Source organism: Streptomyces rhizosphaerihabitans, from assembly GCF_025399795.1.
GTDB lineage: Bacteria > Actinomycetota > Actinomycetes > Streptomycetales > Streptomycetaceae > Streptomyces > Streptomyces rhizosphaerihabitans.
In genome coordinates this window covers 38,374-52,169 of the sequence record NZ_JAODTZ010000007.1, presented here as the reverse complement: position 1 = coordinate 52,169, position 13,796 = coordinate 38,374, and the positions used below count along the sequence as shown (strand labels likewise).

Sequence of the window (13,796 nt, the reverse complement as noted above, 5' to 3'; positions counted from 1 at the left end):
GACTGGGTGGAGTACTGGATCGGCGGGAAGGTGTGCATGCCCGTCGACCTGTCGAGCGACTGGTGGTCGCTCGACTGGTGACACCCCGGTGGCGGCGGGTCGTTCAGGGCCTGCCGTCACCGCGCTTCTTCCAGCTCCGCAGCAACTCCTTGCCCCGTCGGCGCGCGGCGACGTCGCAGACGACCACCGACATCAGCGGCGCCGTACGCCGACGGGCGAGAAGGAGCCGCTGGTTGACGACGGGATCCGGGCGCCAGTGGTGCTTGTAGGGTTCGTCGCCGCGCAGCAGGCTCAGCGTCCCGCGGCCGCCCGCCTCGGTGTGCCGGGAGCAGGCGTCGAGCAGTATCACCGCCACGTCCGCCTTGCGTTCACGCAGCTGCGGATGGGCGCCGTAGAGATAACCGCCTGCCAGGCGCGGCGACAGCAGGGTGAGGTCCACGGCCATCACGGTGTCGTCGAGCCGGAACTCGGTGACCACCGCGTCCCCGGACCGCACCATCGGACCCACCGAGCGGACCAGATGCTCCGAGAACCGCTCGTGGAGGTGTTCGGACGTCACCTTCCGGCCCACCCACTGCAACCGGTGCAGTTCGAGCAGCCGGCCGAGGGCCGCGTCCACCTCGTCGTGGGCCACGACCCGTTGTTCGACTCCGAGCGCGGTGTGCTTGCGCAGCTTGGCCCGGACGCGCTGTTGGGCCTTGGCCGAGGGGAGGCGTTCCACCAGCTCGTCCATCGAGGTGGCGGGCAGTTCCAGGCAGAGGGAGTCCTGGAGTCGGCGGCGCGGCCCGTGCCAGTGCTCGTAGATCCGCTCCACCGCGGCGCCGGGACGGACCTCGCGGAAGTCGATCAGCGCAGTGCGGGCCACGGCCGACAGGCCCTCGGAGAGCGCCGCCGCCGCCCGGTCGGCGTGCTCGTCGTCGAGGAGCACGTCCGCGTAGTCGGAGATCGCCCCGCCGAGCGGCACGAGCGTCGGCAGCGGACGGCGGGCCCGCATCAGGGGTGCGACGGCGAGCAGTTCGTCGCCCTCGCGCACGACCACCAGACGCAGTCGCCCCGGTGTCCCGTACGACAGCCACCAGGAGTGCAGCCAGGCGTGGCTCTGGAACGCGGTGGCGGCGCCGCACCGGCGGTACAGGCGCCCCCAGGCCGCCGCCAGCCCGGCGAACTCCCGCTCGTCGGTGACGAGTTCGGCTCGCGCGGTGCTCCGTACACCGGTGTGGAGTGTCCCGCTCACAGCTGGCCGTGCACATCGACGGCAGTGGCCGGGCCCGGCACCGAGGCCGGACGGGCGGGTTCGCCGGACCGCCGGGGACGGACCAGCAGCACGAGTCCGCCGATCAGCCCGCCCGCGCTCGCGCCGACCAGACCTGTCACCGTCGGGGACGCCGAGGACGCCGAGGTCGGCTTCACCGCGCGGGAGAACGACAGGAGTTCGACGTGGGTGCTCTTCTGGCTCGCGTTGGCGTGCTGGGTCAGTGAGCGGGTGACGGCGTTGGCCATGTCGGCGGCCCGGTCCGGCCGCGAGGAGGTCGCCGAGACGGCGACCATCGGAGCGTCCGGGGAGGTCGCCGTCCGCACGCTCGCCTCCAGGGTCTTCACCGGCACACCGGCCCACACCTGCGCGTCCCCGAGCACCGCGAGCTGCGTGGCGACCCGGCCGTACGCCTGGGCGAAGCCGAGCGCGGCCGACGGATCGCCCTTCTCCGTCGGTACGGCGATGACATAGCTCGTGGCCGTGTAGGTCGGGGTCTTCACCACGCCGTACGCGCCGCCGAGCGCGCCGCCGAGCACGGCTCCGGCGACGAGCAGCGACCACTGCGGCATGGTCCTCGCCCGGGAAAGGGGCGAACCCGAGGAGCGGTGGCCCCTGGTGAGGTTTTCGGACATGTGGAACTCACTCCAGTCAGGTGCGCGAGACAGCGGCCGCGTACACGTCCATGAGTTGTGCGGCGCTGCGGGTGATGCAGTAGTGGTGGGCCGCCTCCGCGGCCGAGCGAGGGGCGGGACCCTCCGCTCGGACGCCGGTCAGGGCGCGGGCGAAGGAGTCCGCGCCGCCCCGGACCCGGACGGCACCGCGGGCCGCCTCGGGCGGCAGGTCCTCGACGGCCGGGCAGGAGACGTACAGCACCGGCAGTCCGGCCGCGAGCGCCTCCACGACGGCCAGCCCGAACGACTCCTCGGGGCTGGGCGAGGCGAGGACGTCCATGGCACCTATCAGCGACGGCAGATCGGCGCCGGGAAGGCCGCCGGTGGGGCGCTCGCCGGTGAACAGGACCCGGTCCGCGACCCCGGCGTCGTGCGCGGCTCGCCGCAGCACGCTCTCCTCCGTGCCCCCGCCGACCAGCAACAGCCAGCAGTCGCCGGGCAGTTCGGCCAGTGCGCGGATCAGGACGTCGAACCGTTTGCCCGCCGCGAGCCGGCCGACGCCGCCGATCACGTACGCGCCCTCCGGCAGCCCGAGCCGGCGGCGGGTGCGTTCGCGCAGCACCGGGTCGAAGTGGAAGCGGGCGAGGTCGACGCCGTTCGGCACGATCTCGATGCGCGGTCCGGGCACGCCCCAGCGGCGCAGCCGTTCGGCGACCGTGGGCGAGACGGCGACGGTGGAGCGGCCGAGCCGCTCACTGGCCAGATACAGGGCGCGTACGCCCGGGCTGAGCCGCCGTCCCTCCATCTGCGAGTCGCCGAGCGAGTGCTCGGTGGCCACGACGGCCTTCACCCCGGCAAGCCGGGCGGCGAGCCGTCCGTACACGCAGGCCCGGTAGAGGTGGGTGTGCACGAGGTCGTAGCGGCCCGCGCGGATCACCTTCACCAGGCGGGGGAGCGCGCCGAGGTCGCGGTTGCCGGTCATGCCGAGATGGATGACGCGCACACCGTCCTCGGTGAGCCCGTCGGCGACCGCGCCCGGGTTGGTGAGCGTGACGACGTCGCATTCGACGGGCAGATGCCGTAGCAGCAGCCGCAGTTGCTGCTCGGCGCCGCCGACGCCGAGACCGGTGATGATGTGCAGCGCCTTCATCGGCCCGCCTCGACCGGGCGTCGGCGCAGGCGGTGCAGCCTGTGCTTCAGGAACAGGCGTACGAAGGTGTCGTTCTCGCCGATGTGCACGCGGGGAAGGGCGTAGGTGCCGGTCAGCGGGCCGGGGTCGATCGCGCAGCCGTAGCTGTATCCGGCCTGGCGGACGGCGTCGACGACCCGGCGGTCGACGGTCCCGTACGGGTAGCAGAAGCCGCCGACGGGAGCGCCGATCAACTCCGAGAGCACCGCTCTGCTGTCCGCGACCTCGGCATGCAGCACGGCGTCGTCGGCCTTCGTCAGATCGACATGGGTGAGTCCGTGCGAACCGACCTCCATGCCCTCGGAGGCGGCGGCGAGCCGGATGCCCTGCTTGCTCAGCAGCGGCTTGCGGGGACCCAGCGGATCCCAGGCGTTGTCGCCGCCGAGTCGCCCGGGCAGGACGAAGAGGGTGGCGCCGAAGCCGTGGCGCTGCAGGAGAGGGAGAGCGGTCCCGACGAAGTCGGCGTACCCGTCGTCGAAGGTGAGGCCCACCAGATCGCGCCCCTGGCCGCGGGCGCGCGCCGCGAGCAGGTCCGTCATGCGCACCCCGCGCAGACCACGCCGACGCAGCCAGCCCAGCTGCTGGTCGAGCCGGTCCGGGGAGACCGTGATGCGGTACGGGTCCTCGGAACAGTCCCCGACGGAGTGGTACATCGCCACCCAGGGCGGTGCGTCGAGGGAGCTCGTGCCGGTACGTCTGCTGCTGTCAGCGGAAACGGGCATACGGAACCCTTCGTTTGACGGAACGGAGTGCGGATGCGAATCCCTCGACCCGGAAGACCCAGGCCAGCAGGACGAAGACGACGGTCACGACCGTGCCGCCGCCGACGAGTCCGAGCAGCGGGGAGTCGGCGCGGCTCGCGCACAGGTCACCGGCCGCCGCGGCGACCAGCGCGGCCCGCAGCGGTTTGCCGATCTCGGTCACCACCTTGCGGGTGCGGATCGGCACACTGCGCGGCCCCATGCCGTACAGCAGGAGCAGGGCGCTGAGGGTGATGCCGGTCGCGTTGGCGGCGGCGATCCCGCACACCCCCCAGCGACCGACGGCCAGCACGCCGATCCAGCAGGTCGCGACGATCCCGGCGGTCATCGCGAACAGCGGGTACCAGGTGGGCCGCCCCGAGGAGAAGTACGAGCGGATGAGCGCGCCGACCAGGGTGTGGCCCAGCAGCCCGAGGGCGTACACACGCATGACCGCCGCCGTCGCCGCCGTGTCCTGGGCGGTGAACGCGCCTCGCTGGAACAGCAGTTGGATGATCTGCGGGGCGCACGCGACGACCGCCGCCGTGCCGAGGAGCACCGTGCACGAGATGAGCGTCAGATCACGCTCCACCCGGTTGCGGGCCCGCTCGGTGTCGCCCTCGGCGATGGCCTGCGCGACCACCGGGAAGGTGACCGTGCACAGCATCAACGAGAGCACCATCGGCATCTGCGCCACCTTCTGGGCGTAGTTCAGATGCGAGATGGCCCCGGCGGGCAGCGACGAGGCCAGGAAGCGTTCGACGAGGACCTGGGACTGCCGGCACAGCGCGAAGAGCAGGACCGTGCCGATGAGGGTCAGATCCATCGGTCGGGCCGGCTCACCGGCCGGCGCCTCGCCCGCCGTCTCCCCGCGCCGCAGCTGCCCCCACAACGAGGGTCCCTGCGCCACCACCATGAGCGCGCCGCCGACCGCGACACCGAGAGCCGCCGACCGCACACCCCAGCGGGCGCCGAGGACGAACATCGCCGCGATGATCCCGGCGTTGTACGCCACGTAGATCGCCGCCGGCGCCACGAAGCGCCGGTGCGCCCGCAGGGCCGCGCTGCAGTACCCGGCGAGCCCGAAGGAGAACACACAGGTCGCGGTCAGCCGGGTGCAGTCCACCGCGAGCCGGGGATCGGGCAGGCCGGGCGCGAGTGCCTCGACCAGGTACGGTGCCCCCGCGATCAGCAGCGCCCCGACGGCCGCGAAGGCGAGCGCCAGCCGGGGCAGCGTGGCGGCGACCAGCGCTCGTACGGGATCACCGGCTGCTCCCTGTGCGCGCCGTGTCACGGCCATGCTGAACGCCGGGATCAGCACGAAGGCCAGCCCGTCCTCGATCAGCAGCGTCGCCGCGAACTCAGGCAGCGTCCACGCGACGAGAAACGCGTCCGTGTCCGACCCGGCCCCGAACAGATGCGCCAGCGCCTGATCCCGGCCGAGACCCAGCACGGCACCGGCGATCGAGAGGGCGATGGTGACGAGGGCGGCCTTGGCGAGAAACCGGTTGGAAGCCGGCTGGGGCCGGCCCGCACCCGCTTTCTCACGGGACTCGGAGGGCACCGCGGCGACGGGCGCGGACGGAGGGAGAGGGGAATCTGTGGGGGAGTGGATCGGGGAGCTGACCGGAGAGCCGGTCGGGGAGTGGATCGGGGAGCCGGTCGGAGAGCCGGAGGTGCGGCCCGAGGCACGGGCGGAGGGCAACCGGACAGCGGACTCGAAGCCGGTACCCGTCCCCGGGCCGGTCCCGGTGCTGATGCCGGTGCCGGTCACTGCCCCCATGTCCGCCCCCGTGCCCATGTCCGCCCCCGTGCCCGTGTTCATCCCAGCGCCCCCCAAGCCCGTCCCCACACCCGTGTCCGCCCCTCTTCCCGTCCCGAAACCCGTGCCGGTCCCCCCACCCGTGTCCGCCCCTCCGCCCGTCCCGAAGCCCGTGCCGGTTTCCGGGTCTTCCCCCGCCCTGGGCGGCGTCGTCGTCATCGCGCCGCGGCCTCTTCCGGTACGGAGGCGGCCGGTGCCGTCGTGTCGGCGACCGCCGGTGCCGACGGATCCATCAGCGCCCACCAGCCGATGACACCGAAGACGACGGCCGTCAGGACCGTGGAGGGGCCGCCGATGTCCGCGTACACGAAGTCGACCAGCTGCCAGACGATCAGCCCGCACGCGACGAGCGCGCAGTCCGTGCCGGGCGGGGTACGGCCCGTGGCGAGGTTGGGCCCTGCGGCGTCCTGTGGCGTGCGGCGGACGCGGACGAGGCCGCGCAGCGCGCACACCAGGAGCGCGAGCCAGCTGCCCGCGAGGGCGAGCAGCCCGATCAGGCCCTGTTCGCCGAGGACGAGGAGATACATGTTGTGCGGCGAGAGCAGCGGCTGCTTTTGAAAGGCGGCGCCCGCGCCCGCGATGTCGCTGCCCGAGGAGAGTGCGAGCGAGGCATGACCGTCCCGGTTGTCCGGGAAGCCCTTCAGCCCGACGCCAGTCAGCGGGTGTTCGCGCCACATGTCGGTGGCCGCCGCCCACATCGTGTACCGGTCGGTCACTGACTGGTCCGGTGCGTCGGTGACCTGCGTGATGCTGGCGACGCGATCCTGGAGCATCGCGGTGCCGACACCCAGCCCGCCCACGAGGATCATCCCGGCGGCGGCCACCGCCGCGCCCACCTTCACCGCGCGCCGCATCCCCGCCAGCACCAGCTGCGCGCCGCAGGCCACGGCCGTCGCGATCCACGCGCCCCGGCTGAACGACAGCGCGAGCGGCGGCAGCAGGGCCAGCGCGCACAGCGTGGCGACGGAGCGCTGCCGCGCCTCACCCGTCCCCAGGGCCAGTGCCACCGCGCACACCAGCCCGAACGCGACCACCGTCGCCATGCCCATCACATCGGCCGGCCCGAAGGTGCCGACCGCCCGGACGCTCTCGCCCTGGTACGAGGCGCCGGTCCCGGTGACGTACTGCCGCACCCCGACCGCCCCCTGCCACAGCGCCAGAGCCACGAACGACCAGGCCAGCAGCCGCAGATCGCGCCGGTCGCGCACGAGCAGCAGGACCGCGGCCGGTACCAGAACGAAGATCTGCAGATAGCGGGTGAGGCCGGTGATCCCGGCCCCCGGGTCCGCCGCCCCGGCCGCCGAGACCGCGATGCCGACCACCGGGAGCCCGAGGACCAGGGCGGCGGTCGCGGACAGGGGGCGCCGCCGGGCCCGTACGAGATGGATCGCGCAGCAGAGCACCACGAGACCGGACATGGCGTCCGCGATGGTCGCGCCGCCCTCGGCGCTCGGTGAGGGCGGCAGCCCGAGCAGCGCGATCACGGCGACGACGGGCAGCACCGGCAGCGCGCGCCGGAGGGCGGCGGTCACGGTGTCCAGGGGGGTGACGGGCAGGGCGTGGCTCATCGGTTCAGCTCCCCGTCGGGCGCACGAGCGCGACGGCCGTGCGCAGCAGGATGCAGATGTCCTGCCACAGCGACCAGTTGTCGATGTACGCGTTGTCGAACCGGCAACGGTCCTCGATCGAGGTGTCGCCGCGCAGCCCGTGCACCTGGGCGAGCCCGGTGATTCCGGTCTGCATCCGGTGACGGGCCGCGTAGCCCGGGTAGGTCTGGCTGAACTTGGCCACGAAGTACGGCCGTTCGGGGCGCGGTCCGACCATGCTCATGTCGCCCCAGAGGACGTTCAGGAGCTGGAGCAGTTCATCGAGCGAGGTGCGTCTCAGGAAGTGGCAGAAGCGGCTCATCTCCTGTTCGCCCGCCACACTCCAGCGGGTCGCCGCCTCGTGCGCGTCGACCGGCCGGTGGGTGCGGAACTTCAGCAGCGTGAACGGCCGTCCGTCCTTGCCGATGCGCTCCTGCCGGAACACCACACCGGGCCCGTCGGTCAGCCGCAGGACGACCGCGCACATCAGCAGCAGCGGACTGACCAGCAGCAACAGCGTGCCGGAGACGGCGACGTCGAGGAGCCGCTTGCCGAAGGCGGTGCGCCCGCGGCCGATCGACAGGCGGCGACAGGCGAACCCGGCCAGCGTGTGCCGGCCCTCCCGGTCGTACGACGAGGAGTCCGGGTCGACCTCCCACAGCTCGCAGCCCGCGAGGGCCAACGCCCGCAGCATCGGCCCGCGTTCGCTCGAGGGTTCCACCACGAGCACAGCCCGCACACTGTTCTGGATGAGCGCCCGCTGCACTTCCTCGCCGGTGGCGAGGACCGGCAGCCCGTCGATGCCGGCCGACTGGCCGGAGACGACACCGACCGGCCGTACCCCGCAGTTCGGATGACGCAGGAAGGCCGCGGCCACCCGCTGCGCCGTTCCCACGGGACCGATCACCAGGGCGGCGCCGGGGCGCTGCACGAGGGCCCGGCGCCGCCGCCAGTGCACCGTGCCGCGGCCCGCGCAGCTGATCGCCGACTGCGTGGCGCACCCCAGGGCCAGTGTCTGTGCCGACAGCGCGCCGTCCGGGGCGAACGCGGCGAGCACGGCGGCCAGCGTGCACCAGGTGACCGCGATCCGCGCGCAGACGGCGGGCAGTTCGTCGAGCAGGGCGGGCAGCGGAGCCGGCCGGTACAGTGACGCCCGCGCGTTCAGAGCGACCACTCCGAGCAGCAGTGCGACGACGAACAGCGGGTGCCGCTGGATCTCCGTGAGCGTCTGCCCGGCCGCCAGCGCCGCGACGGCGTCCATGGCGGCCAGCGGCAGCCAGGAGGCGCTCCGGGGCGCGGTCCGCGGACCGGCCGGGAACCTGAAACCGCCGCCGGCCTCGCGCGAAGGCATGACCGAGACGGGCGAGAATCCGTACTCCCGGGGCTGTCCGCCGGGGGAGGGAACGGTGCTTTCCGCAGTCACGAGTGGATGGACTCCCTGCACTCGGTGTGGTCCGCGCACATGACGCTCCCAGCGTGCTGCGGCTGTCGGCCGACCAGCAGTTCGCGGTACACCCCCGCGACCGCGTCGGCCGTGAGGCGCACGTCGTGCGTGGTCAGTACGTGGCGGCGTCCCTGGTGACCGAGCGATTCGCGCAGCAGCGGATCGGACAGCAGTGCGCCGATCGCCTCGGCCAGCGGTTCGGGCTCCGGCGAGGGCACCAGGCAGCGGGAGTCATGCCCTGGCGGCAGGCTCTCGCGGGCGCCGTCCACGTCCGTCATGACGACCGGACGCCCGCAGGCCATCGCCTCCAGCGGAGCCAGCGCCATGCCCTCCCAGCGGGACGGCAGCACCACCAGATCGGCGGCCTGGTACCAGGGCACCGCGTCGGCGGCGGCGCCGGCGAACAGCACGTCACGCGGTGCCCCGGCGCGCAGCCGCGTGGCGTCCGGACCGTCCCCGACGAGCACGAGCCGGGCCGTGGGCACCCGTCGCAGCACCGAGGGCCACGCCTCCAGCAGGATGTCCTGCCCCTTCTGCCGGCACAGCCGTCCCACGCACACCACCAGCGGTGCCGCCGGGCCGACCCCCGCGAGCAGCGGAATGCCGGCCCGTACGGTGTCCACGGACGCGGGGTGGAAACGCTCCGGGTCGACGCCGTTGGGGATCACTCGCCAGGGAGCGCGCACTCCGGCGCGTACGCCGGTCGCGCGCTCCGCCTCGCTCACGCACACCACTCGGGACGCCCAACGCGCCCCCCACCGCTCCCACCGCAGCGCGAGCGCCGCGGCGGCACCGTCGACGGCCTCGAACGACCAGGCGTGCGGCTGGAACACCGTCGGCACCCGTCCGCGCAGCGCGAGCCGGGCCGCGAGCCCCGCCTTGGCGCTGTGCGCGTGCACCACATCGGGCCGCACCCGCGCCAGGACACGGCCGAGCCGCCGCACCTCCTGAGCCAGCTGCGGCCCCGGCGCACGCGTCGCGTGCCAGGGCCGTACGTCCGCGCCGAGCGCCCGTACCTCCCGGGCGAAGCCGTTGCCGTCCGGGCAGGCGAGAGTCACCCGTGTTCCGGCGGCGAGCTGTGCCCTGACGAGGTCGGTGACCACCCGGGCGACGCCGCCGTCGATCGGCTGCGTGACATGAAGGACCTGCGGCGGAGGGTCTGTTGGCAGATGCATGCGCGGTTCCTTGCTCACGGGCGGCACGCCGGGGCGCGCGTCACTGCTTCGCGTCGACGGCGGCGAACAGTGCTCCGACCCAGGCCGCGTCCCGCTGCGAAACGATCCGGAAGGCCAACTGGTCACCCCCGCGACGGATCCCCTTGCCGAGTTCGAGGACGTCCGAGTCGTAACCGAGCGTGTTCTTGTACGCGGGCACTCTCTTGACGGCCCCGGGTCCGGGCTCGCCGATGGTCGAATTCAGCACGTCGTCCCGGGGGTTGGCGGAGTCGCCCAGCACCGTCGGCGCCCCGCGGCCCGTCGAGACGGACAGCGAGTCGCCCTTGCGTCCGCGGTCGCCGTTGTACGCGACCAGGCCCACCCGGCCCCGCACGTTCCGGGGAAGGTTCAGCCTGCCCAGCGGGACCATGCGCTCCCCGCCCGGGCCGAGCACCCCGAAGCCGTCCCACATCGCCAGATGTCTGAGCGGCTCCGACTTCTTCTCGTACGCCACCATCAGCGTCCAGCCGCCCCATGCCCCGGCGGCGGACCGGCCCATCGCCATGTTGACCTGGGCCACCGTGTAGAGCCCCGAACCGCTCGCCCGCACCAGCCTCGTGACGTCGGCGGAGGCCTGGAACGCGTCGGCCCCGCGGGCCACCCGGTGTCCGACCGCACGGTCCGCGACCAGATCCTTGTACGCGCCGCCGGGCTCGGCGATCAGCACCCGCCCGTTGTCCTTCGGCGGCTTCTGCTCGCCGACACGGAGGTTGCCGCCCCAGTACAGCCGCGCGTACGTGACATGCGCGCCCTTGGGCAGACGGACCTCCGCGCGGCTGGAGTTGTAGGTGTTCGGGTCGTTGTCGACGTCGATGCAGAACATGTCGAAGTCGCCGTTCGCGGCCCGCCCGCCCCGGCGCGCCGCGGAGCACGCGGGCGCCGGAGCGCGGGTGATCCCGGCTGTCCTCACGGGGCCGCGGGGCAGGGCGGTCTTCGCGGAACTCCGGCAGCTGATCGAGGAGTTCGCGGCCCGCACGATTCCGCCGTGCTGGAGTGTGTGGTACCGCTGCGTGAACGCCGGCGTCCGAGCCTCCGCGGCGGGCGCCCTGTCGGCGGGCGCCTCCGCGGACGCGGGGCCACCGGGCGCCCAGAAGGTGGTGAGGGCGGAGCAGCCCACGATCGCACGGCGCAGCAGCAGGCCCGGGGAAGTACGCATGACCGGCGGTGCCCTTTCGGGGGAAAAGGTTCTGGACCAGCGGAAGGACGGAAGTCTGAGGATCAGAGGGGTGCGCGTCGGCCCCCCGTCCGCTCCCGACGCCGGTCGGCGCCTGCTTCCAGACGCCTTGGAGGAGCCCGACTCTAGCCGGTGTCCGTATTTATCCGGGAAAGATTGCATGTGTGTCGGAATCGTCAAGCTCGACCGTTTGCGAGATCACCCCTTTGGAGGCACAACCCGCGTGTGCGCCGCGCGTTGAATCCAGAGCCGGGCATCCCGCCCGGATGTTGTGTCGATTTCCAAGGAGCACTTCCCCATGTCGCGTATCGCGAAGGGCCTGGCCCTGGCCTCCGTTGCCGCCGCCGCTGTGGCCGGCACCGCCGGCATCGCCGCCGCCGACAGCGACGCGCACGGCGCGGCCGCCCACTCCCCGGGCGTCCTGTCGGGCAACGTCGCGCAGGTTCCCGTTCACGTTCCGGTCAACGTCTGCGGCAACACCATCAACGTGATCGGTCTGCTGAACCCCGCGGTCGGCAACGCCTGCGTCAACGACTGACGTCAGCGCGGACCCTTCTGGCCGGCCGTCACCCCGAGAGGGGGGCGGTCGGTCCGCGTTTTCTCGCACGGGACAGAAGGACGGGGTCCTACGGGGTCGTCCGGGGTCCTATATGAGGATGAGACGCCCCGTTCGTCCGGTCGGGTGCGGGTGGGGCGCAGGGATTTTCTGCTCGCGGAGTTTCCGTCGCGTTCGGTGCTCGTTAGGCAGCGCAAAGAGGAATTCCCTCCGGTGACATGAGTCGCCGAAGAAAGGAACACGATGAAGTCTCTCAAGGTCGTCGCTGTAGTCGCCGGGTCCCTGGCCGTGGCCGGTGCCGCCGCGCCCGCGTTCGCCGCCGGAGCCTCCGGCCTCACGCCCTCCAGCCTCAACGGCGCCCTGGAGACCGTCACCAGTCAGCGTTCGCTCAGCGCGCAGGACGTCCTGCCTCTGCAGCACCAGTCGAACGCGCTCGACACCGAGAACAAGAGCTCGCCGCTCAACGGCGTGAACGGCGCGACGAAGAAGATCAACAAAGCCGTCGGGCCTCAGCAGCTTCTCGGCGGGATTCCCCTTCAGGGTTAGTCGTATCCATTGCGTGCGTGTCTTTCCGTAATGCCCGTCGATATTTCTCTAGGCTCTGGAGAAAATCTCCGAGAAAATCTCCGAGGAAAGGACTGACAATGAACACTGCCAAGAAGGCCGCGCTGATTTTCGCCACCGCCGGAATGGCCGCGGGTGCCGCAGCGGGGAGCGCTGCCGCGGACTCCGGTGCCGAGGGTGCGGCGGTCAATTCCCCGGGTGTCCTGTCGGGCAACGTCGTGCAGGTTCCCGTTCACGTTCCGGTCAATGTCTGCGGCAACACGGTCGACGTCGTCGGCCTGCTGAACCCGACCTTCGGCAACGCCTGCGTCAACGGCTGAGGTCGTACATCCGATGCGGTGAAAAGGTCCGGTTCCGCGGGCGCGGAATCGGCCCTTCGCGCTGTTCGAACCAAATCCCTCGTTCGTGTGGTCACGCTCCCGGTCATCGCCCGGTCGGGTGATTTCGGGTCAGAACCCGAACGGGCGCATCGATAAGGTTCCGCGGTGACCTCAACCTCAAGCGAAATGCGGCCCCTTCGGGTCGCCGATCTCGGCACGCTCGCCGTCATGGCCTTCAGCGGTGACGCCCCCGACGGAGACATGCCCTATCTCCTCGCCTATTCGCTGGGCGACGGCGAAGGCGGCCCGGAGGGATCCGCGGCCGCCGTCCGGCAGCTGCTGATCGACAACGGACTGCCCGTGGGCGACACGCTCATCGACGGTTCACAGCACCCGAGCCTGCCTCTCACCCTGCTCGTCGAGGCCGGCCAGGCCGTCGTCAGCATGCCGCACCTCAACGCCCAGTGCATCGCTCCGCCGGAGTGGCTCGCCGCGGTGGCCCAACGCGGCTACGCCTACTTCCTGTTCGCCACCCGCGCCTGGCCCGTGGCCGTGCCCGGCGAGCCCGTCGCGCCCGAGAACCTGACGGCTTTCGCGGGCGACGAGGAGACCCTGCTCAGCGCTGCGCACGTGCTGCTGCCCGCGCGCAGCCTGCGCAGCTGATGGCGGCCGCCGCGGGACGGGGGGCGGGCGGCGACGGCGGCGGTGCGCACGGGCGCGCCGTCGGCAGCGGCCGTGCCCTCGCCCTGCTGCTCGTGATCACGGGGGCGGCCGGCCTGCTGGCCGCGTGGGTCATCACGATCGACAAGTTCAAACTGCTGGAGAACCCGAACTTCGTTCCGGGATGCAGCCTGAACCCGGTGGTCTCCTGCGGCAACATCATGAAGAGCGAGCAGGCCTCGGCCTTCGGGTTCCCCAACCCGATGCTGGGCCTGGTGGCGTACGGCGTGGTCATCTGTGTCGGCGTGAGCCTGCTGACCGGTGCGGGATTCCCGCGCTGGTACTGGCTGACCTTCAACACGGGCATGCTCTTCGGTGTCGGATTCTGCACCTGGCTCCAGTTCCAGTCGTTCTACCGGATCAACTCGCTGTGCCTGTGGTGCTGTCTGGCATGGGTCGCCACGATCATCATGTTCTGGTATGTCACATCCTTCAACGTGCGGAATGATTTCCTGCCCGCTCCGGAGTGGCTGAAGGTATTCCTCGCGGAATTCACCTGGGTTCTTCCGGTGCTGCACATCGGTGTTATCGGAATGCTGATCCTCACCCGATGGTGGGATTTCTGGACGGGCTGATTCTCCCTATCGGACGACTATTGAGT

General features: G+C 71.9%; 14 protein-coding genes. 5 read left to right on the top strand and 9 right to left on the bottom strand.

Annotation, left to right across the window (positions count from 1 at the left end):
* Positions 1-103: 103 nt before the first annotated feature.
* The 9 genes from N4G66_RS09215 to N4G66_RS09175 all read right to left on the bottom strand — a co-directional run bounded on the left by N4G66_RS09215 (position 104) and on the right by N4G66_RS09175 (position 11,017).
* The gene (locus N4G66_RS09215) at positions 104-1,234 is read right to left on the bottom strand and encodes a GNAT family N-acetyltransferase (protein ID WP_261703513.1); all 1,131 of its coding nucleotides are present in this window, start codon (positions 1,232-1,234) and stop codon (positions 104-106) included.
* Entirely contained in the window at positions 1,231-1,887 is a 657-nt protein-coding gene (locus tag N4G66_RS09210) for a lipopolysaccharide biosynthesis protein (protein WP_261703512.1), read from the bottom strand. The genes N4G66_RS09215 and N4G66_RS09210 overlap by 4 nt, the downstream gene beginning before the upstream one ends.
* A 16-nt stretch (positions 1,888-1,903) precedes the next feature.
* Positions 1,904-3,016 (bottom strand): glycosyltransferase, encoded by a 1,113-nt coding sequence (locus tag N4G66_RS09205; protein ID WP_261703511.1) that lies wholly within the window; start codon positions 3,014-3,016, stop codon positions 1,904-1,906.
* Positions 3,013-3,708 (bottom strand): polysaccharide deacetylase family protein, encoded by a 696-nt coding sequence (locus tag N4G66_RS09200; RefSeq protein WP_391858786.1) that lies wholly within the window; start codon positions 3,706-3,708, stop codon positions 3,013-3,015. The genes N4G66_RS09205 and N4G66_RS09200 overlap by 4 nt, the downstream gene beginning before the upstream one ends.
* Before the next feature lie 52 nt (positions 3,709-3,760).
* A complete protein-coding gene (locus N4G66_RS09195) occupies positions 3,761-5,620 on the bottom strand; it encodes a lipid II flippase MurJ (protein WP_261703509.1) in 1,860 nt (619 codons plus the stop codon).
* A 152-nt stretch (positions 5,621-5,772) separates the two neighbouring features.
* Positions 5,773-7,185, bottom strand: a complete 1,413-nt coding sequence (locus tag N4G66_RS09190) for an O-antigen ligase family protein (protein ID WP_261703508.1) — start codon at positions 7,183-7,185, stop codon at positions 5,773-5,775.
* A gap of 4 nt (positions 7,186-7,189) precedes the next feature.
* Positions 7,190-8,626 (bottom strand): sugar transferase, encoded by a 1,437-nt coding sequence (locus tag N4G66_RS09185; RefSeq protein WP_261703507.1) that lies wholly within the window; start codon positions 8,624-8,626, stop codon positions 7,190-7,192.
* Positions 8,623-9,822 (bottom strand): glycosyltransferase, encoded by a 1,200-nt coding sequence (locus tag N4G66_RS09180; protein WP_261703506.1) that lies wholly within the window; start codon positions 9,820-9,822, stop codon positions 8,623-8,625. Before N4G66_RS09180 ends, N4G66_RS09185 begins: the two co-directional genes overlap by 4 nt.
* Positions 9,823-9,862: 40 nt before the next feature.
* Complete coding sequence (locus N4G66_RS09175; RefSeq protein WP_261703505.1) at positions 9,863-11,017, bottom strand: DUF3344 domain-containing protein; 1,155 nt, start codon at positions 11,015-11,017, stop codon at positions 9,863-9,865.
* 316 nt (positions 11,018-11,333) lie between these two features.
* Between N4G66_RS09175 and chpG the strand changes: the two genes are divergently transcribed.
* The 5 genes from chpG (at position 11,334) to N4G66_RS09150 (ending at position 13,770) form a co-directional block, all read left to right on the top strand.
* Positions 11,334-11,573, top strand: a complete 240-nt coding sequence (chpG, locus tag N4G66_RS09170) for a chaplin ChpG (protein WP_261703504.1) — start codon at positions 11,334-11,336, stop codon at positions 11,571-11,573.
* A gap of 261 nt (positions 11,574-11,834) precedes the next feature.
* Positions 11,835-12,137, top strand: coding sequence for a hypothetical protein (locus N4G66_RS09165; protein ID WP_261703503.1), 303 nt, complete (start codon positions 11,835-11,837; stop codon positions 12,135-12,137).
* A gap of 98 nt (positions 12,138-12,235) precedes the next feature.
* Positions 12,236-12,475, top strand: a complete 240-nt coding sequence (locus N4G66_RS09160; protein WP_391858782.1) for a chaplin — start codon at positions 12,236-12,238, stop codon at positions 12,473-12,475.
* 165 nt (positions 12,476-12,640) lie between these two features.
* On the top strand, positions 12,641-13,138 hold the full coding sequence (locus N4G66_RS09155) for a DUF5949 family protein (RefSeq protein WP_261703502.1): 498 nt from the start codon (positions 12,641-12,643) through the stop codon (positions 13,136-13,138).
* Positions 13,138-13,770: a vitamin K epoxide reductase family protein gene (locus tag N4G66_RS09150; protein ID WP_261703501.1), complete on the top strand. Its 633-nt coding sequence runs from the start codon at positions 13,138-13,140 to the stop codon at positions 13,768-13,770. The genes N4G66_RS09155 and N4G66_RS09150 overlap by 1 nt, the downstream gene beginning before the upstream one ends.
* Positions 13,771-13,796 lie beyond the last annotated feature (26 nt).

Coding starts and splice junctions, on each gene's coding strand:
- N4G66_RS09165 (WP_261703503.1), top strand. CDS start 11,835: ATGAAGTCTCTCAAGGTCGTCGCTGTAGTCGCCGGGTCCCTGGCCGTG.
- N4G66_RS09205 (WP_261703511.1), bottom strand. CDS start 3,016: ATGAAGGCGCTGCACATCATCACCGGTCTCGGCGTCGGCGGCGCCGAG.
- N4G66_RS09190 (WP_261703508.1), bottom strand. CDS start 7,185: ATGAGCCACGCCCTGCCCGTCACCCCCCTGGACACCGTGACCGCCGCC.
- N4G66_RS09210 (WP_261703512.1), bottom strand. CDS start 1,887: ATGTCCGAAAACCTCACCAGGGGCCACCGCTCCTCGGGTTCGCCCCTT.
- N4G66_RS09150 (WP_261703501.1), top strand. CDS start 13,138: ATGGCGGCCGCCGCGGGACGGGGGGCGGGCGGCGACGGCGGCGGTGCG.
- N4G66_RS09175 (WP_261703505.1), bottom strand. CDS start 11,017: ATGCGTACTTCCCCGGGCCTGCTGCTGCGCCGTGCGATCGTGGGCTGC.
- N4G66_RS09200 (WP_391858786.1), bottom strand. CDS start 3,708: ATGTACCACTCCGTCGGGGACTGTTCCGAGGACCCGTACCGCATCACG.
- N4G66_RS09180 (WP_261703506.1), bottom strand. CDS start 9,822: ATGCATCTGCCAACAGACCCTCCGCCGCAGGTCCTTCATGTCACGCAG.
- chpG (WP_261703504.1), top strand. CDS start 11,334: ATGTCGCGTATCGCGAAGGGCCTGGCCCTGGCCTCCGTTGCCGCCGCC.
- N4G66_RS09160 (WP_391858782.1), top strand. CDS start 12,236: ATGAACACTGCCAAGAAGGCCGCGCTGATTTTCGCCACCGCCGGAATG.
- N4G66_RS09195 (WP_261703509.1), bottom strand. CDS start 5,620: ATGAACACGGGCACGGGGGCGGACATGGGCACGGGGGCGGACATGGGG.